We start from the raw sequence: 17,780 nt of genomic DNA on the forward strand, positions 1-17,780 counted from the left end.
AGAAAGAGGCATTTTAATGATAAAACAACTTCGCAAAATTTTTTCGACATTAGTATTATATAATGAAATATCCGATAAATCTAGAGATAAATATAAATGGTATATGACAGACGGTGGACAGGTTATCGGCATTGATAGAAAAGAGCTTACTGAAAAAGATTCAACTCTTTTGCATATGTTCTTACATCCTTATAATTTTTCCATTCCTGAAATGACAGCAGAAGAAAAACAATGGAAAACATCTATAAGTACCGAAATCTCAGATAACACTAATTCATTAACATATCGTTTTATCTATTTTTCATATCAGCCATTCCAAATTGAACCTGAATCTTTTAAAGAGGCAATAAATGAGTTTTATGCAAGACAAGTTCCAATACTTTTTGAAAACGATCATGAAGGAATTATTGTAGAAACAAATCCAAATGAAGACATATCGTATGAGCAAATAATCGATGTACTAATGAGTGACTTGTACGTAAAAATTAAATTCGTAGTTGGACCTTATCTTTATACATTATCCAAAGCTAAAAGAACTCATCAGATATTAATTGACGGGGCTAATAAAATTTTCTCTTATTCCGATAAGAGCGTATCCACATACATTGATGCTGTTCCATTTATACTTATTGATCAAATAGAAAGTGATACCCGCACTGATATAATTGATTCTGTATTGGGTGAAGCGATACATGACCAGGACCTGTTAAAAACAGTTGAAACGTTTATTGCTTGTAACTTAAATGTGTCAGTTACCGCAAAAGAATTGTACATGCACCGAAATAGTTTACAATACCGGCTTGATAAATTTACCGAAAAAACAGGTATCGATATTAGGCAATTTCACCAGGCAATGACTGTACTACTAGCAATATATATAAATAAATAAACTCTTTTCAAATATAGCTCTCTTGCGCCACAGACTAAGGGTATCTGATTCGTGACAACTGGTGCGGCGCTCTATCCATGCGGCGGTAATGAACATGCATCAGTGTTGCAGTTGTATCTTAAAAAAGTGCACAAAAGAATTCAAATTCTTTGTGCACTTTTTCCATTTACGGGTAGACCAAGTATTAGCTACAATTATATTATAAAAACGTTTACATAATTGGAGGAGTAATAATGGCTGAATTACGTCTAGAACACATTAAGAAGTCATATGACAAAAAGGCTATCGCTGTTGATGACTTTGACTTAGAAATTAAAGATAAAGAATTTATTGTATTCGTCGGACCTTCTGGTTGCGGAAAATCAACAACACTAAGAATGATCGCTGGCCTAGAAGAGATTACTGATGGGGAACTTTATATTAATGACAAGAAAATGAACGATGTAGCACCAAAAGACCGTGATATAGCAATGGTATTCCAAAACTACGCATTATACCCGCATATGAATGTATATGACAATATGGCTTTCGGATTAAAACTGCGTAAGTTTAAAAAAGATGAAATAGAACAACGTGTCAATAATGCTGCCAATATTTTAGGTTTGGAAGCATACCTAGATCGTAAACCAAAAGCATTGTCTGGTGGACAGCGACAGCGTGTTGCATTAGGACGTGCAATTGTGCGGGATGCAAAAGTATTTTTAATGGATGAACCCTTATCAAACCTTGATGCAAAATTACGTGTCCAAATGCGTGCAGAAATTCAAAAACTGCATCAGCGTCTTCAAACAACAACTATTTATGTAACGCACGACCAAACAGAAGCAATGACGATGGCTACACGCCTGGTTGTTATGAAAGACGGGTATATCCAACAAGTTGGAGCACCAAAGGATGTCTATGACAAACCAGAAAATATCTTTGTTGGAGGATTTATCGGATCTCCTTCCATGAACTTCTTAAGCGGAAAATTGGAAGATGGCTTTTTCGTAATGGAAGATACAAAAGTAAAAGTCCCTGAAGGCAAAATGAAAGTTTTACGTGAACAAGGTTATTTGGATAAAGACGTTACACTCGGTATTCGTCCTGAAGATATTCATGATGAGCCACTATTCATCGATTCGACCCCAGATACAAAAATAAAAGCGTCAATCGAAGTAGCTGAATTAATGGGTGCAGAGTCTTACCTATATTCAAAAGTAAATGATCAGGACTTTGTTGCACGTGTTGACTCTCGATCGGACATCAACGGCGGTGAAGAAGTTGATTTAGCATTTGATATGAATAAAGTACATTTCTTTGATACTGAAACAGAACAACGAATTCGTTAGATCTATTTAGATGTATATTAAAATTGATATTGAAAATAATACCAACTGAGGCTAAATTTAAGAGGGAAGTCATAATGACTTCCCTCTTAACTATCAGTTCTTTAAAGGGGGCATCCCTTTAAGCCATAGGTTATTTAGGTTGTTGTCCACTAAACTGCTGTTGTGCTGATTGAACTAAGCGTTTAGTAATTTCACCACCAACAGAGCCATTTGAACGTGAAGTAGAGTCTGGGCCTAATTGAACACCGAACTCTTGTGCAATCTCGGTCTTCATTTGATCAAGTGCCTGTTGTACGCCAGGTACTACTAAGTTGTTTGAGTTGTTATTAGCCATGTTATCACCTCCTGTAAGCATAGTTTTAGCAAATTTATAAAACTTATCACGGAATACAGTTGGTAATTGTTGCTTAATTACCCAATTAAGTGTGTTCGGCTCTATCGCTCACAATTAAAAGAGCTTATTACATAGTAATAAGCTCTTTTAATATTATTATTTTGGATATGTCATCTCTTTTGGATTTACATATTGTTCAAACTCTTCTTCAGTTAGAAACCCAGATTCTACTGCAGTTTCTTTTAAAGTTGAATTATTCTCGAAAGCTTTTTTTGCAATTTTCGCTGCATTCTCATAGCCAATATGTGGATTTAGTGCGGTAACAAGCATTAAAGAATCATTTAAATATTTTTCAATTTGTTCATGATTCGGTTCGATACCTTTAGCACAGCGTTCATCAAATGATAATATGCTATCTGAAAGAATTTCGCAGGATTGAAGAAAATTATAAGCGATTACAGGCTTAAATACATTTAGCTCAAAATTCCCTTGACTTGCTGCAAATCCTATCGTAGCATCATTCCCCATTACTTGGGCTGCGACCATCGTAACTGCCTCACTTTGGGTTGGATTAACTTTTCCAGGCATAATCGAGCTACCTGGCTCATTTGCCGGAATGGTAATTTCACCTATTCCACAACGCGGTCCGCTTGCTAACCAGCGTACATCATTTGCAATCTTCATTAAATCAGCTGCTAATCCTTTTAGCGCGCCATGTACATGTACTGTTTCATCATGACTTGTTAGAGCATGGAACTTATTAGGGGAGGAAATAAAGTCCTTACCGGTAACTTCATTAATTGCTTCACAAACAGCTTCAGAGAAATCCGGATGTGCATTTAGACCTGTGCCAACAGCAGTACCACCAATAGCCAGTTCCTTCACATGATGAACGCTTTCTGAAATCATAACTTCCGACTTTTCGAGCATGCGGTGCCAGCCACTTATTTCCTGACCTAATGTCAGTGGTGTAGCATCCTGCAAATGTGTACGACCTATTTTTACAATATCTTGAAAAGCATCCATTTTAATTTTAAATGTGTCCTTTAAAGTTTGCAGCGCAGGAATGACCTTATCCTCAAGCTTCAAAACAAAGGCAATATGCATTGCTGTCGGATATGTATCATTCGAACTTTGTGATTTATTAACATCATCATTTGGGTGAAGTTTTAAATCACTGCCTTCATCCTCAAGCCATTTATTGCCCGCATAAGCAATTACTTCATTCACATTCATATTTGATTGTGTACCGCTTCCTGTTTGCCATACAACCAATGGGAAATGGTCATCTAACTTACCTGTAATAACTTGATCGGCTGCAAAGCCAATTGCGTCTGCTTTTTTCTTATCAAGCAAACCTAAATCACTATTTGCCTTCGCTGCACTTTTCTTCAAAATAGCAAATGCTTTGATAACTTCAGCAGGCATTTTTTCATCACCAATTGGGAAGTTTTGTTTACTTCGCTGTGTTTGAGCACCCCAATACTTTTCGGCAGGTACGTTTATTTCTCCTAGCGTATCTTTTTCTACACGGTATTCCATGTTTGTTGCCTCCTTGTATATCATAATCATATCTTTTACCATTGTAACAAAATTAAAGGAAATATTGTTGCTTACAGTAAGTAGAAGTCACAAAATAGTACGTATTTTACTAACAAATACAGTTGCTTTTCATTTATAATACTATAAAAGACTATTTTAGCAGATAAGAAAGGATAAAACCTTTCTTACTGCAGAAGCACAACTAAGGCTCATCTACATTAAAGCTTGGTGATAAGCCAAGTTTTAATGGCGAAAGACTCTATAGAATCGGCAATTACTATACATTAATAAGCAGAAGTCTTCTAAATGCGTCTTAATGTAAGGAGGATTTCACTATGCCAAATATTTGGACACATATGCTATTTTGTGAAGATGTTGTGGATACAATCAAAAATCCATATCCGTTTTCACAATATGAGTCATATATGAAATTAGGTGCTCAAGGGCCAGATCCCTTTTTCTATTATAATTTTTGGCCATGGATAAAAGAAGAGCCTGTACATGACATTGGAATGATTTTGCACAAGAAAAATTGCGGTGCATTTTTAATGGATTTAATTGAACAGGCAAAAGATATGGACGGACGTGTTCAAGCATATGTATTTGGATTTGTCACACACCATATCCTTGACCGTAATGCACATCCATATATTCATTATCGTGCTGGCTATGATGGAAGTAATCATCAAAAGCTTGAAGTACTCATTGATACATTGATGATGGAAAAATATCATAATTTAAAAACGTGGAAGGCACCAGTTTATAAAGAAATCGATATCGGGTATTCATTTAATGAGAATATAACTAATTTACTGCATACAGCCATTAAAAGACATTATCCGGAGGTCAATCGTAGTTCCACTTCTTACATCCAAAAAGCTTACCGGGATATGAAATTGGCACTAAAATTGTTAGCTGACCCACATGGATGGAAAATTGTACTATTAAAACCATTGATTTCATCTTATTCCCATCAGCCAATTAAAAGTAACGTGGATTATTTAAATTTGCAACATACAACATGGTACCATCCAGCAACAAATGATCCTTCTTCTAAAAGCTTTATTGATTTATATGAACAAGGACGTATGGAGGGTATTGAAATTATGACAGAAGTGCTTTCCTATTGGCAATCCAGGGATAATACTGCTCGGGAAAAACTGAGGGGATTAATTGGTAATGTATCATATGATACCGGGAAACCACTTGAGCTAAACCTGGAAAATAAATATAGTGAACCAATCGTATAAATATTGATGTAAGCATCATTTAGTGGTGTATGGATTGTGCCCGCGCTTCGTGGGTGGTTCGGTGATGCTGCGCAAAGCGGCGCGGTCTTAGAAAGTAATTAATATATGGTTGATTTTGACTAATAGCAAACGCCCAGAACAACTCTGGACGTTTGTTTTATATTATAAAACATAATTAATAGCCAACCTCCAGAAAAAATTCCCTACCTGAACAATCTTGCCCGGTTTTTGAAGAATAATGATTTGATGTTTTTAAACTGACAAGGGATTTTTTATATGTTCTTGAATAATCGAATTTATAATGTGCAAAGAGTTCCATTCTCCCGAAGAAAAAAAGGTGATCGGATATTTTTTTGGAAAAAGGGTGTTGCTAATCTGACTTGGTGACAACCCATCTTCGTAGAACTTGATAACTTTTCTTTCGATGTCGAACAAATAATCCAGCTTTCTTTGTAAAGCAGCACGTCCATCCTCTAAATAGCCGGCATGGCTGCAAAACACGTCCTCAAAATCATAGGATAATACTTTCTTTAAGGACTCAATAGTGTTTGGAATGCTTTCCTCACGTAAAACGACCTTTGTTCTCTCCTGGCAATACAAATCCCCAGTGAAAAGTTGACCGGTTTCACGATTTAAAAATGCTAAATGGTCGACAGCATGACCAGGTGTTTCAATCACGTCCCATGTTGCATTGCGAGATGAAAAAGTTTTTCCAATAGCCCTAGCATGAAAAGGGCTGCGCTTGCCCCAAAATAATTTTCGATACATTGGATATTTAGGGTTCTCTTTACAAGAATCAAGCATAATACTATTCATATAAACTGGTAGCTGCATTTCCTTATGTAAAAACGTTGCACAGCCTGTATGATCTTCATGATAATGCGTGATTACCACTTGATCTATATCTTGTTGTTTAAAAAATGGTTTAAATTCCTTTTCTAATGATTTTGCACCCGTATCAATTAAAACACCATCCACAACGAAGCAATGAACATTTAATTTTATCCCTTGAAATGCTACTGTACCGTTTCCCATTTGAACTGCATTTATCGTCTGTTGTTTAAAATTTTTCTTTAATAACATAAAGTGTAGCCTCCTCATAACCTCCTCTTTGTTAAACTATAACACAGAATGAATGGCTATTCATTCACCTATAATTAAACTTCTATTAAAAGAAGGACGTCCAGGTAATAAAACCCCCAGACGTACATTTTGTATTTCTAATTACCCCGTTACGTTACTAAAAGAACCTTTTACTTAAACAACTTACCTAATAATTTTCCGGTTCCTTTTCCTGCTACTCTTCGCCCAACCCTTTTACCTACTTTGCCTTTCTTAACAGCATTCACATCACCTAAAACTTTGGCAATTCCATATAATGCTTTGCGTATATTATTGATGCGCATAGTTTTTCACCTCTTATTGTGGTTTTATATCAATTTTCTCAGCTTGATTTGTTTGCCGTTTAGCTTCCAGTACTCCTTGGTCAATATTAACAAACCGCAATAAAACAATCCCTACGATAAAGAAAATGACAAGCGAAATGATACCAAGTCTGCTTGAGCCTGTTAACTGCCCAACTATCGCAAATAAAAACGGCCCAAAGATGGCTGCAAACTTTGCCGAAATTCCATAAAAACCAAAGAACTCTGCATGTTTATTAGCCGGCACCATCCTTCCGTAGATAGATCTGCTGAGTGATTGTGCCCCACCTTGTACTAAGCCAACACAGAATGCCAGTAAATAAAAGTGTAGTGCGGATGACATAAAATAGCCTAAAATCACGATACCAAGATAAGCGTACAACGTTATATACAGTGCCTTTTTGGCAGTAATTTTACTAGCCAGCCATCCAAAGAAAAAAGTACATGGAATACCAACAAATTGTGTGATTAGTAAAGCAACAATTAATGAATTGGAATCTATTCCAATATCACGTCCATAGATAGTTGCCATCTTTATAATGGTGGATATTCCGTCATTATACATCCAGAAAGCTAGTAAAAAGATTAATAAGTGCTTGTATTGCTTAATTTCCTTAAATGTATTGGTTACTCTTGAAAATCCTATCGCTGCATAAGACCGATCACGCTTTGTTTTTACTTTCTTTTCTTCCTTAATATTTTTTAGTAACGGCAGTGAGAATATAAACCACCATACCCCTACCGTAACGAATGATACTTGGCTTGCAACTGCTGCATTGGGCATACCGAACCAAGAGTACTTAAGAATCATTAAGATATTTATGGCTAATAAAACACCGCCTCCAATATAGCCGAATGCAAACCCGTAGGAAGAAATTTTATCTATATCTTCTTCATCAGCTATTTCAGGTAAAAAAGCATCATAAAAAATATTGGCACTCGAAAAACCAACTGTTCCAATTATTAATAAAAGAGAAGCAAATATGTAATCTCCTTCACCAACAAAGGCTAGTAAAATACTTGCAACAATCCCCATAAAAGCAAAAAAACGCAAAAATTTCTTTTTAGCTGCTGAAAAATCACTGATTGCCCCCAAAAAGGGTGCCATCACAGCAACAATTAATGCAGCAATTGACTGTGAATATCCCCAGTAACTATCAGCAAGTGATTGGTCTACACCAACTGCCGCTACATCATAGTAGAAAACAGGAAGAACAGCTGCCATTATGGTAGTTGCAAATGCCGAATTACCAAAATCATATAACATCCAACTAAAGACAGTCTTCTTCTTCATATACATCCCCCCTTATGACTTAAGCATATCAAATAATTTTAAATAATAGGACAAAAAAATAATTAAATAACGAGGAAATGTCATATTAAAATATGCACTTCCTCGTATAATAGCTCTTGTTTATTTTGCTTTTTCCAAAGTTGCTGCAACTTCATTTGTTTCTTCAATAGCAGAAACCAAATTAGTTATACGGTCAACCTGTTCTTCAAGCATCGCCTCCAACTGCTGAATGGTGGCCGTAGTTTCTTCAATTAAAGAAGCTAATTGATTGACTGACCCATCTATGGTTTCAGATGATGCTTGTATATCATTAGCCTGTTTTGCTAGATAACCTAAATACTTAATAAAGTTGATTAGCTGTTCAGTGATTTTTTCAAAATTAGCTTTGGTTTCTTGTACACTTATGGCACTCTTCTGCAGCTGCTCCTTATTATCGTTTACTTCCTGCTGCGCTTGTCTTGCATCATCTTCAATAATTTGCAGGTTCTGACTAATTTGCTGTGCAGTGTTTTGAGAGACTTCAGCCAACTTACGAACTTCTCCGGCTACGACAGCAAAACCTTTTCCTGACTCTCCGGCTCTTGCTGCCTCAATACTTGCATTCAATGCTAACAGGTTAGTCTGTGCCGCTATGTCCTGGATTTTTTCTGTAAACGTATTATTTTCTTGCATTTTATGAACAAGATTATTCATGTTTGTGCCCAGCTGTTCAAAGGATTGCTGAAACCCATTCATTGTGGCCGAGAGGTTCTCCATGGATTGTTGACCTTCCATCGATAATTCTTTTAATTCTTCTCCATCTGCAGTACTCTGCGAGAAAGAATGAATCATTTTGGACAATTTTTCACCCGTTTTTTCGATTGTAGTTGAAATGGTAGTTGCAGATTCAGCCTGTGACTGACTGGCTTTTGTGATTTCCTGAAATGCCTGGCTCATCTCTCGCATCGATTGTGAGTTTAAATTGCTATCCTGCTCAATAATGGTCATTTGTGACCTAACATTAGTTGCACTTACTTCTACGATTTCAGCTTGTTTCCTTTGGTATTCGGAGTGATTTTCGCTCTCAGTTAAAGCACTCTGGGCATCTGTAAGCAGCTTCCTTGCTACCCTTACTTGGATCACTAAAACTGCGAATACCAGGACAAAAAATACAATCGTAATAGCAGTAGCCCTTGCATCGAATCCAATTATTGCTCCTTTTGAAATAACAAAAAAGGTTAATAATGACAGTCCAAAGAAACCTCCTGTAACTAAAACTGTTAACGAAAGAGATATCGCTGCTACAGCCAGAACATAAAAGGTAAAAAGCATATTCGTTACATAATCAGAACTTAAAATAATAATAAATGCGACTCCAGATAGACTTATTATTGCTAAATAAGGAACTGCCTTGGTAAATATCTGTTTATAATGAAATAACCCAATTAGTGCTACACTAACTCCTCCGCCAATACCAAGTGCAATAAGATTTTCTGTTGGTGCCCCGACAACAAGCTCTGCCCCTACACCTAAAAACAACGAAAATAACAAAATATAAAACAAAATACGGTTTTGTTTATGTACTATAGAGTTATTATTTTTTTCCATTCATTCTCCCCCAATATGACTAGCTTCTATGTAAAAAGAACTATATATATCCCATCAAAAAAGCCTCACCAAACAAAGGTAAGGCAATCTTGATGCAAATTGGGATTACTCCCAAATATAATGTCTGTATTCCTTACTTAACTGTAAGAACTTTTCTTTATTTCCAGTGTCAATAGAGCTGTTTATCGCTGTTTCCAGTCTCTCCTTATTCCAATTAAAGCATAACTCATCCAGTAACATCCGTGATGAAAGCTTTAACTCATATGAAACTTCCCTTTTGGCGTCAAGTGGTTTTCCATCATATCTTACGTATCGATAAATTAATTTCTGCTTTTTCATGGAACACGCCCCTTTGTTCCTTTTTTCTATTATCCTAAAATTTACGAATAATTGCAACAATAATATTTGTGTGCTGCAATATTTTTTTAGGGGTTAATGTTTCGATACGCAAGTAAACCTGCTCCCAGTGCAAAAATAGTTAAAAGGCTTATCATCCAAATAATATTTCCCTTCATCATAATTGCAATTACTGGCGGCCCTGCTGCAACCCCAATAAAACGCATAGCACTGTAAATGGATGTGATCACACCTCGCACATCTTTTTCCAGGCTCTCAGTGATTAATGCATCCATACAAGGCAGTGACATCCCTATCCCGCTTCCACATATAAGGAAAATAGATAAAAGATAAACTGGATGATCCATGAAAGGAATCACCGCAACTGAAGCCCCAGTAAGTATAATGCCTATAAAAGTTATCCATTTCATTATTTTTAAGTTATCATTTATTTTCCTTCCCGCAATAAATGAGGCAATCGATAAGGCCAGTAAAGGAATAGCCAGTAGCACCCCTTTCCAAATACCTTTATAATCATATTTATCTTCTAGAATGCTTGAAAGATAAAACAAAAATCCAAACAAAATAAACATTAATATAGCTCCAATAAGGAATATGGCAATTAGCCACTTCCCATGTTTCTTCATAGTATCTTTAGCGAAACCCCAGTATTTCTTAAAACTTGTATGTTCCTCCTCCCCTCCCTTGTTTTTCACAAGAAATCCAACCATCAGGACGGATACAGCACAAAATACCGGAATTGAATAAAACGGCAAAAACCAAATAAATGCTGCCAGGACAGCACCTAATATCGGACTTAACACTTTGCCAATTGTGTTGGATGTTTCAATAATGCCAAGCGTTGTGCTCGCTTCTTTATCATCTCGGAACATATCGCCTACAAGCGGAAGTACAATTGGGGCAGCACCTGATGCACCTATCCCCTGCAGAATTCTGCCAACGATAATCATGAGGTACGGATCACTCATACTATTGGAAGCCCATCCCGCAACTAACCCCCCCAATCCAGTAATAATTAATGAAGGAATAATTACCTTTTTCCTGCCAAATCGGTCTGATAAAAAGCCTGCTAATGGGATGAAAAAAATAGCTACAATTGAATACATCGTAATAATATAACTTGATTGCAGTTTGGAAATATCAAGTTCTTTTTCCATTAAAGGTAATATTGGAATAAGCATCGAATTTCCTAAAGTCATAATTAGTGGAATAGATGCTAATGATATAACTGCCCAGCGCTTATCATGAGCATCATTCTGTTTCGTCATATTACATTCACAGTCCTTCTTTTTGTAAAATAATCACTAAAATTACTATTCTCCTAAGCAAGATATTTATTCTCGTTTAAGATGATAGTCATTTTTTACCTAACGAAACTTATTTTATAACTCGCAAAACATATAACCGTATCCTTTACTTTTTCTCTAGACTTACTGGACAATGCTTTGGTAGACTGTTATAGCTGACATTCGTTGGAATAAAATGTTAGGAAAGTTGGCATTCGTTAAAGGGATTCTTATGAAAGTGTAATTTGTATTAGAATCGCTTATCTTTAGAGTGCAAATCTTATGGCTAGAGCCTTGGTTGTACTTATGCAGTGAATAAATGGGAGGCCATTTCATGGGGCATGCAGATAATCTAAAAAAAGGTGAAAAGGGCGCATGGATTAGCATTATTGCTTACATTATCCTTTCTATTTCTAAGTTAATAATCGCCTATATCGGTAGTTCAGAGGCGTTGCGTGCAGATGGATTAAACAACTCCACCGATGTAATAGCCTCGATTGCCGTGTTAATTGGATTAAAAATATCAAGAAAGCCCCCTGATGAAGATCATCATTATGGGCATTATCGTGCAGAAACTATTGCATCCCTGTTCGCAGCTTTTATTATGATGACAGTTGGGATACAGGTAATAATTGATACATTCAGTAAATTATTTACGAGCGAAACAACGCAGCCTGATATGCTAACAGCTTGGACAGCATTAAGTGCTGCTGTCATTATGTTCATGGTTTATCGATATAATCTTTCCTTATCCAAAAAGGTAGAAAGCAGTTCATTGTACGCCGCTGCACAGGACAACCGTTCAGATGCCTTTGTAAGTATCGGAGCATTTGTGGGAATTATCGGTGCACAACTAGGACTTTTTTGGTTGGATCCATTAGCTGGTTTAGTTGTTGGTATTATTATCTGCAAAACTGCTTGGGATATTTTTAAAGATTCGACACATACATTAACAGATGGATTTGACGAAAAGCAGATTATGAAAATAAAATCAAGCATTGCAGAAGTTTCTGAGGTAAAAGAAGTGGTAGATATTAAAGGAAGAGTACATGGCAATCAATCTTTTATAGATATTACCATTCTTGTTGATCCTCAATTGAATGTAAAAGAAAGCCATGCTATCACAGAGAAAATCGAAACACTACTCGATCAAGAGCATAATATTCCGTATGCTCATATTCATATTGAGCCATATCAATAGAAAGAGGCTGGGACATAACTAAAAATCTCTACCTTAAAGACGAATAATATAGGATAAGTTGTTTAGAACGTTCATTATCAATGGTTGAATCTAATACGTAATTGATATAAACTGCGACATACTTTTAAAAAGTTTGAGTGCTATTATGCCGCTTCGGAAATACACTACGCTTTCCGTGGGCGGCTGATGAGCCTCCTTGCTCCTACTTCGCTGCGTAGTCTCATCTAGGCCTCAGCTCCCACAGGAGTCTACGTGGATTTCCTCCGCTGGGTTTTGCTCACTAGAACTTAAAAAACAAGATTTTATACCACTAAACTAGCAGTTGGAATATGCGAGACCCCTGTGGGACAGCGATCCTAAGAGACCCCACAGGGAGCGTTCTTTGCGAGCGAGGCAGACTAAGTACGCCACGCAACGTCTGCACTAGCACGTCCTATGCGTCGGAGGCTCGTGGTGAGCCCTAGGTGCGCGAGTATATTCCAACTGCGTGGTTAGAGAACAACACTTACATTCAGTCTACTTCGCAGTTTATATCTAATCTGCAATATTAGAAAACTAGGCATTCAACAAGCCTTTTGGTAAATGCCATAGTTGCACTTATGAAAGTAGTTATACATTCTTAACTGCAAAAATCCGAACTAATTCGAATTCTATTTCAAGAATTTTGAATCATAGTTCGGATTTTACTTTGACTAAAAATTTTTGTCCCAGCCACTAATATCTAACATGACTAATATGAGAAGATATTAACCAGACTATATATGTTTTTTTAGTTATTATCTTATTCTTGTCACCCTTATGTTTGTACGGTACTTAACTTAAGATAGTCTTTCCAGCAGTTTATCAATATCTTCCCAGCCATATGCTGTTTCCTGATATGTTCCTTCACCAATGGTTGTTTCTTCTTCCCCAACAGGTTCAGCTTGGAATCGTTCATAAAAGCGACTGGAAGGGTTCTGTTTAAGAATCCAGACAAGGAGAGATTTATGCCCCATTCCATGCATTTCTTCACTGAAAGCCTTTAGAAGTCTGCCACCTAAACCCCTCCTTTGAAATTCATTCAATAGATAAATCGTGTAGATTTCACTATCATAGTCAAACCGTTTAGTTCGCTCCGGTCCGCCAGAAACAAAACCAACTATCTTGTCGTCGTTGTGAATGACAAGTGTGCATTGCTCTTCTTTTTGGATACGTAATATAGTTTCCCATAATGCTTTACGATTTTCATATGTAATATTGGATATATCCTGCTCATCAAGTAAATCGGCATACGTATTTTTCCAGCTGCTTACATGAATATCTGCAATCGCTGCAGCATCATCGTAAACAGCCTTACGAATTGAAAACATGTGATAACCCCCTGTTATCGTCAAAAACATTCTACCCATTTTATCTGTTTTTACATGGTAAAGAGAAAGACAGTCACAATAGCTCCTAACACTGCTACGATGACATTCAGGCCTAAATAAGCCAATACGACAGCGACCGCTCCGCCAATTAATCCAATGTGCGGCTGATCTGGCTTAACGTTTAATATACCTGGAAAAATAAGGGCCCCTAATGCTGCAAAAGGTATTGCATTAAGCCAGCGATTCACCCATTCTTTAAACTGCAGTTTATCCACAATAAATGCGGGTATAGCTCTTGGAATCATTGTTACGAGTGCCATTCCAATTATAATAGCAAATATCATGATTGGTCCTCCTTCAGCAAAAATACGCCACTTAACCCACCAAGAACCGTACCAAACACAATTGCCCAGCCCTCACTCATGAATTGGTTAAAAATCGTATTTATAAGCATCGCAATAATAGCTATAATCCCAATTCGCAATTCCTTTTTGACCGATGGAATTAAAAGACCTATGAACATGGCATATAATGCAATCCCCATACTTTGGCTTAGTTGCTCTGGAATGACTTCTCCAAGGACTCCTCCTAAAAACGAGCCCATAACCCATGAAAAATATGCAGTTAAAATGAGTGCTGTATAGAAAAGAACACCTTTTTCCATTTTAGCTTCTTTCGTATGTAAGGATGATACCGCAAACGTTTCATCCGTCAAACCCAATGATAAAGGAACTTTCCAATTCCGTCCAATTCCTCGCAAACGATTCATAAACGATAAACTCATTACAAAATGACGGAAATTGAGAACAAATGTAGCCACAATAATCTCTACAGCTCCAGCACCAACAGCAATCATATTGGCACCCATAAACTGGCTTGCACCAGCGAAAACCATGACACTCATTAATGTTAATTCTGTCAGTGACATTCCAGCCTGCTTCGCCAATACACCATATGTTATTGCAATTGGCAAGTATCCCAGCATGATTGGTAACCCCACTGCTATACCTCTCTTGATCATATATACCGATGATGATGTGTTATTTTTATGTATAGCTTTAGTAGTCATTGCACTTCCACCCTCAACTTGAAAATTGAAACTATTATAACGCATATTCTTAATTTTACAAAGAATTTAAATCGGAAAAATAAAGTATTGACAATTAATGATTTAACAATGTATAGTCAGATTAATATTTTAAGTTGAATAACATATCCAGGAATGCGAAGTAGAATTTTTCCAGGCAGCAACAAGAGACAGGGCATCAGGTGAAAGCTCTGGCAGGAAATAATTCAAATTACACATTCGGTTTAGCGGATTTTTCATGAGAGGATGAGATTGCATATAATTGCACTCATCAATCAGGGTGGTAACGCGGAGATAAAAGCTTCGTCCCTATTAAGGGATGAGGCTTTTTTTATTTTAGCAGATAAGAAAGCATTCCTTTCTTACTAAATAAATACAATTAGGGCTTATCTATAATAAAGTTTGGCGATAAGCCAAGCTATCTAATAAAAAGGAGGATTACTATGTTTCCAATAAACCCAAAACACAACCCCTCACTTGGCGAGTCAATATTATTTTTTATCTTTACAATAGGACTAATCAGTTATTTTCTTATTGGCCTTGGAACAAAGCCGCATATCCCTATCATGATTGCAATCTTTATACTTGTTTTATACGGGTTATTGAAGCATATAGCGTTTCAAGATTTGGAAGAAGGCATAACTGCTGGAGCTAAGTCCGGTATGGGTGCGATTTTTCTGTTTTTACTGATCGGCATTTTAATTAGCAGCTGGATGATAAGTGGTACTATCCCAGTCTTGATCAGTACCGGTTTTTCACTAATTGGTGGAACGTGGTTTTATGCTATTGTATTTGCAATTACAGCAATTGTTGGTGTTTCACTTGGAAGTTCGTTAACTACGACCGCCACAATCGGTGTAGCGTTTATCGGGATGGGAAGTGCGATGGATGCTTCAATGGCAATAACAGCAGGAGCAATTGTTTCCGGAGCGTTTTTCGGTGATAAAATGTCACCATTGTCTGATACGACTAACTTAGCTTCAACAATCGTTCAAGTGGATTTATTTGAACATATAAAGCACATGAGTTTAACTACCATACCAGCATTTATAATTTCATTTATATTATTTGTGTTTTTATCACCCAATGAAGCTATAACCGTAGAAAATCTCGAAGCCTACAAATCAAGTCTTGATGCAACTGGATTAATTCATTGGACATCATGGATTCCTTTGGCCGTTCTGGTTTTGGCTACTATTTTTAAAATGCCAGCATTTATTTCTATTGGTGTAAGCAGTGTAGTGGCAACAATCCTCGCAAGTATAACAAGTGGACTTGCTTGGTCAGATATATGGTCAATCTGGTTTAATGGCTACACAGCAAATACTAACTTTGAACCTGTTAATAGTTTATTAACCAAGGGTGGTATAAACAGCATGCTGTTCACCATATCACTTGTTATTCTGGCGCTCGGATTTGGCGGATTATTGTTTGTCACGGGAATTGTTCCATCGATACTTCAATCGTTTCAGGAAAAATTAAAGAAGGTGAGAACAATCATAATTTCAACTGCAGCTACAGCAATTGGTGTGAATGTACTTATTGGGGAGCAATACCTTTCCATAATGCTCACTGGTGAGACATATAAAGGTGTTTATCAAGAGGCTGGATTATCCAATAAGGCGCTTTCCAGAACACTTGAAGATGCTGGTACTGTGATTAACCCGCTTGTACCATGGAGTGTTTGTGGTGTCTTCATTGCTGATGTACTTGGTGTTCCAGTTGTAACCTATTTACCGTTTGCATTCTTCTGCTTAATAAGTCCAGTTATAACGATTCTATTTGGCGGGAAAGCATTGAGGTAAAAAGGCAATGGTTGTATTCCAATCTGTCATTTAGCGGAATGAGGGTCCGATTGCTAATTAATACGGACCCTCATTCCAAATTATTAAGTATTGTCGCATCACCAAGCCTTAATATTGAGTGCCCTAACAGTTAGAAAACTTGGCATTCGCCAAGGCTAATGGCGAGTGCCTTAGTTGCACTTATGCAGTAAGAAAGGATTTATACTTTCTTAACTGCTAAAAAACCTAGTTGTACTTACCAAACTAAAAAAAACCCCAAATTAAGTGGAGTTTTCTAGTATAGACACCAATTTACGTAAACCCTCAAGCAATCTCGGCGAAGGCCTGCAGTAAAGTGATTCTTCTAACACATGAATCTTACCTTGTTGAACTGCTTTCATTCCATCCCATTCGGGGCGTTTCATAACAAGTTCGGGTTTCATCTTTGATTCTTTCACACCTACCCAAACCATGCAGATATGGTCAGGGTCACGCTGCCACACGTCCTTCCAATCTGTCTGAACGCTGGCTACATCTTCTGTATCAAAAATATTTCTTGCTCCAGCTAAGTTGCTTATCTCTGTAAGCCAATTAACATTTCCAGGAGTAAAAACTGGTTTTGGCCACCATTCCCAGTATAATGTGGGCTTATTTGCTCGCTGTGCCGCTTGTCTACGCAAAGCAGTTATTTCATCACGGAACTCTTTCGCTTTATCTAGACCAAGCTGCTCCTCACCTAACGCCTTACCGACTTTTTCAATATCATCTGCAATCTCATCTAATGAATTAGGATTTAAAATAATATATGACAAACCCTTCTCATCAAGTGCTTCTATATTTTTTTCCATTCCCGGAACACTTAATGAGGCAAGGACTATATCTGGATTTAATGCTTCTACTTTATCCATATTAATAGAAAGATCTGGACCAACTTTAGGTAAATCAAGTACCTGATCTGGCCAGTCAGAAAAATTATCAATACCTACTAATTCATCAATTTTTCCAAGGTATTCCACGATTTCCGTATTACTCGGACAAATGGATACGACTCGAATCATCATCTCC

At 36.9% G+C, this 17,780-nt stretch carries 17 protein-coding genes; 5 read left to right on the forward strand and 12 right to left on the reverse strand.

The features are described 5' to 3' along the window. Positions 1 to 16 precede the first annotated feature (16 nt). Together J2Z82_RS01285 and J2Z82_RS01290 are read left to right on the forward strand one after the other, a co-directional pair. Positions 17 to 889, forward strand: a complete 873-nt coding sequence (locus J2Z82_RS01285; protein WP_209478981.1) for a PucR family transcriptional regulator — start codon at positions 17 to 19, stop codon at positions 887 to 889. 233 nt (positions 890 to 1,122) lie between these two features. After that, positions 1,123 to 2,220, forward strand: a complete 1,098-nt coding sequence (locus J2Z82_RS01290; RefSeq protein WP_209478982.1) for an ABC transporter ATP-binding protein — start codon at positions 1,123 to 1,125, stop codon at positions 2,218 to 2,220. Between the two features lie 130 nt (positions 2,221 to 2,350). Here the strand turns inward: J2Z82_RS01290 and J2Z82_RS01295 are convergent, their stop codons facing one another. Then, positions 2,351 to 2,554: an alpha/beta-type small acid-soluble spore protein gene (locus tag J2Z82_RS01295; RefSeq protein ID WP_209478983.1), complete on the reverse strand. Its 204-nt coding sequence runs from the start codon at positions 2,552 to 2,554 to the stop codon at positions 2,351 to 2,353. Between the two features lie 156 nt (positions 2,555 to 2,710). Then, on the reverse strand, positions 2,711 to 4,096 hold the full coding sequence (gene fumC, locus J2Z82_RS01300) for a class II fumarate hydratase (protein WP_209478984.1): 1,386 nt from the start codon (positions 4,094 to 4,096) through the stop codon (positions 2,711 to 2,713). A gap of 335 nt (positions 4,097 to 4,431) precedes the next feature. Between fumC and J2Z82_RS01305 the strand changes: the two genes are divergently transcribed. Next, the gene (locus J2Z82_RS01305) at positions 4,432 to 5,346 is read left to right on the forward strand and encodes a zinc dependent phospholipase C family protein (RefSeq protein ID WP_209478985.1); all 915 of its coding nucleotides are present in this window, start codon (positions 4,432 to 4,434) and stop codon (positions 5,344 to 5,346) included. Positions 5,347 to 5,598: 252 nt separating this feature from the next. Here the strand turns inward: J2Z82_RS01305 and J2Z82_RS01310 are convergent, their stop codons facing one another. From J2Z82_RS01310 to J2Z82_RS01335, 6 genes are all read right to left on the reverse strand, one after another. Continuing rightward, positions 5,599 to 6,429 (reverse strand): MBL fold metallo-hydrolase, encoded by an 831-nt coding sequence (locus J2Z82_RS01310; protein ID WP_209478986.1) that lies wholly within the window; start codon positions 6,427 to 6,429, stop codon positions 5,599 to 5,601. Positions 6,430 to 6,599: 170 nt separating this feature from the next. Beyond that, the gene (locus J2Z82_RS01315) at positions 6,600 to 6,752 is read right to left on the reverse strand and encodes a hypothetical protein (RefSeq protein ID WP_209478987.1); all 153 of its coding nucleotides are present in this window, start codon (positions 6,750 to 6,752) and stop codon (positions 6,600 to 6,602) included. A gap of 13 nt (positions 6,753 to 6,765) precedes the next feature. After that, complete coding sequence (locus tag J2Z82_RS01320; RefSeq protein WP_209478988.1) at positions 6,766 to 8,064, reverse strand: MFS transporter; 1,299 nt, start codon at positions 8,062 to 8,064, stop codon at positions 6,766 to 6,768. 120 nt (positions 8,065 to 8,184) lie between these two features. Then, positions 8,185 to 9,651 carry a methyl-accepting chemotaxis protein gene (locus J2Z82_RS01325; RefSeq protein ID WP_209478989.1) on the reverse strand — a complete coding sequence of 489 codons (1,467 nt, stop codon included), beginning with the start codon at positions 9,649 to 9,651 and terminating at the stop codon, positions 8,185 to 8,187. A gap of 105 nt (positions 9,652 to 9,756) precedes the next feature. Next, entirely contained in the window at positions 9,757 to 9,990 is a 234-nt protein-coding gene (locus J2Z82_RS01330; RefSeq protein WP_209478990.1) for an IDEAL domain-containing protein, read from the reverse strand. An 86-nt stretch (positions 9,991 to 10,076) separates the two neighbouring features. After that, positions 10,077 to 11,276: an MFS transporter gene (locus J2Z82_RS01335; RefSeq protein WP_209478991.1), complete on the reverse strand. Its 1,200-nt coding sequence runs from the start codon at positions 11,274 to 11,276 to the stop codon at positions 10,077 to 10,079. Positions 11,277 to 11,628: 352 nt separating this feature from the next. Between J2Z82_RS01335 and J2Z82_RS01340 the strand changes: the two genes are divergently transcribed. Next, positions 11,629 to 12,495 carry a cation diffusion facilitator family transporter gene (locus J2Z82_RS01340; protein ID WP_209478992.1) on the forward strand — a complete coding sequence of 289 codons (867 nt, stop codon included), beginning with the start codon at positions 11,629 to 11,631 and terminating at the stop codon, positions 12,493 to 12,495. Between the two features lie 818 nt (positions 12,496 to 13,313). On the opposite strand, the gene J2Z82_RS01345 is transcribed toward J2Z82_RS01340, so the two are convergent. The 3 genes from J2Z82_RS01345 to J2Z82_RS01355 are packed head-to-tail and all read right to left on the reverse strand — an operon-like array spanning position 13,314 to position 14,913. Beyond that, positions 13,314 to 13,844, reverse strand: a complete 531-nt coding sequence (locus J2Z82_RS01345; protein WP_209478993.1) for a GNAT family N-acetyltransferase — start codon at positions 13,842 to 13,844, stop codon at positions 13,314 to 13,316. A 50-nt stretch (positions 13,845 to 13,894) separates the two neighbouring features. After that, the gene (locus J2Z82_RS01350) at positions 13,895 to 14,188 is read right to left on the reverse strand and encodes an AzlD domain-containing protein (protein WP_209478994.1); all 294 of its coding nucleotides are present in this window, start codon (positions 14,186 to 14,188) and stop codon (positions 13,895 to 13,897) included. Further along, positions 14,185 to 14,913, reverse strand: a complete 729-nt coding sequence (locus J2Z82_RS01355; RefSeq protein ID WP_209478995.1) for an AzlC family ABC transporter permease — start codon at positions 14,911 to 14,913, stop codon at positions 14,185 to 14,187. The genes J2Z82_RS01350 and J2Z82_RS01355 overlap by 4 nt, the downstream gene beginning before the upstream one ends. A 461-nt stretch (positions 14,914 to 15,374) precedes the next feature. Here J2Z82_RS01355 and nhaC point away from each other — a divergent pair, with 461 nt between their 5' ends. After that, positions 15,375 to 16,736, forward strand: coding sequence for a Na+/H+ antiporter NhaC (gene nhaC, locus J2Z82_RS01360; protein WP_209478996.1), 1,362 nt, complete (start codon positions 15,375 to 15,377; stop codon positions 16,734 to 16,736). Positions 16,737 to 16,996: 260 nt separating this feature from the next. Here the strand turns inward: nhaC and J2Z82_RS01365 are convergent, their stop codons facing one another. Beyond that, positions 16,997 to 17,770 (reverse strand): cobalamin-binding protein, encoded by a 774-nt coding sequence (locus J2Z82_RS01365; protein WP_209479168.1) that lies wholly within the window; start codon positions 17,768 to 17,770, stop codon positions 16,997 to 16,999. Between the last annotated feature and the right edge of the window lie 10 nt (positions 17,771 to 17,780).

Origin of the sequence: Virgibacillus litoralis, from assembly GCF_017873675.1 — a bacterium.
In the GTDB taxonomy this organism is placed as follows: Bacteria; Bacillota; Bacilli; order Bacillales; family Amphibacillaceae; genus Lentibacillus; species Lentibacillus litoralis.

Coding starts and splice junctions, on each gene's coding strand:
- J2Z82_RS01285 (WP_209478981.1), top strand. CDS start 17: ATGATAAAACAACTTCGCAAAATTTTTTCGACATTAGTATTATATAAT.
- J2Z82_RS01290 (WP_209478982.1), top strand. CDS start 1,123: ATGGCTGAATTACGTCTAGAACACATTAAGAAGTCATATGACAAAAAG.
- J2Z82_RS01295 (WP_209478983.1), bottom strand. CDS start 2,554: ATGGCTAATAACAACTCAAACAACTTAGTAGTACCTGGCGTACAACAG.
- fumC (WP_209478984.1), bottom strand. CDS start 4,096: ATGGAATACCGTGTAGAAAAAGATACGCTAGGAGAAATAAACGTACCT.
- J2Z82_RS01305 (WP_209478985.1), top strand. CDS start 4,432: ATGCCAAATATTTGGACACATATGCTATTTTGTGAAGATGTTGTGGAT.
- J2Z82_RS01310 (WP_209478986.1), bottom strand. CDS start 6,429: ATGTTATTAAAGAAAAATTTTAAACAACAGACGATAAATGCAGTTCAA.
- J2Z82_RS01315 (WP_209478987.1), bottom strand. CDS start 6,752: ATGCGCATCAATAATATACGCAAAGCATTATATGGAATTGCCAAAGTT.
- J2Z82_RS01320 (WP_209478988.1), bottom strand. CDS start 8,064: ATGAAGAAGAAGACTGTCTTTAGTTGGATGTTATATGATTTTGGTAAT.
- J2Z82_RS01325 (WP_209478989.1), bottom strand. CDS start 9,651: ATGGAAAAAAATAATAACTCTATAGTACATAAACAAAACCGTATTTTG.
- J2Z82_RS01330 (WP_209478990.1), bottom strand. CDS start 9,990: ATGAAAAAGCAGAAATTAATTTATCGATACGTAAGATATGATGGAAAA.
- J2Z82_RS01335 (WP_209478991.1), bottom strand. CDS start 11,276: ATGACGAAACAGAATGATGCTCATGATAAGCGCTGGGCAGTTATATCA.
- J2Z82_RS01340 (WP_209478992.1), top strand. CDS start 11,629: ATGGGGCATGCAGATAATCTAAAAAAAGGTGAAAAGGGCGCATGGATT.
- J2Z82_RS01345 (WP_209478993.1), bottom strand. CDS start 13,844: ATGTTTTCAATTCGTAAGGCTGTTTACGATGATGCTGCAGCGATTGCA.
- J2Z82_RS01350 (WP_209478994.1), bottom strand. CDS start 14,188: ATGATATTTGCTATTATAATTGGAATGGCACTCGTAACAATGATTCCA.
- J2Z82_RS01355 (WP_209478995.1), bottom strand. CDS start 14,913: ATGACTACTAAAGCTATACATAAAAATAACACATCATCATCGGTATAT.
- nhaC (WP_209478996.1), top strand. CDS start 15,375: ATGTTTCCAATAAACCCAAAACACAACCCCTCACTTGGCGAGTCAATA.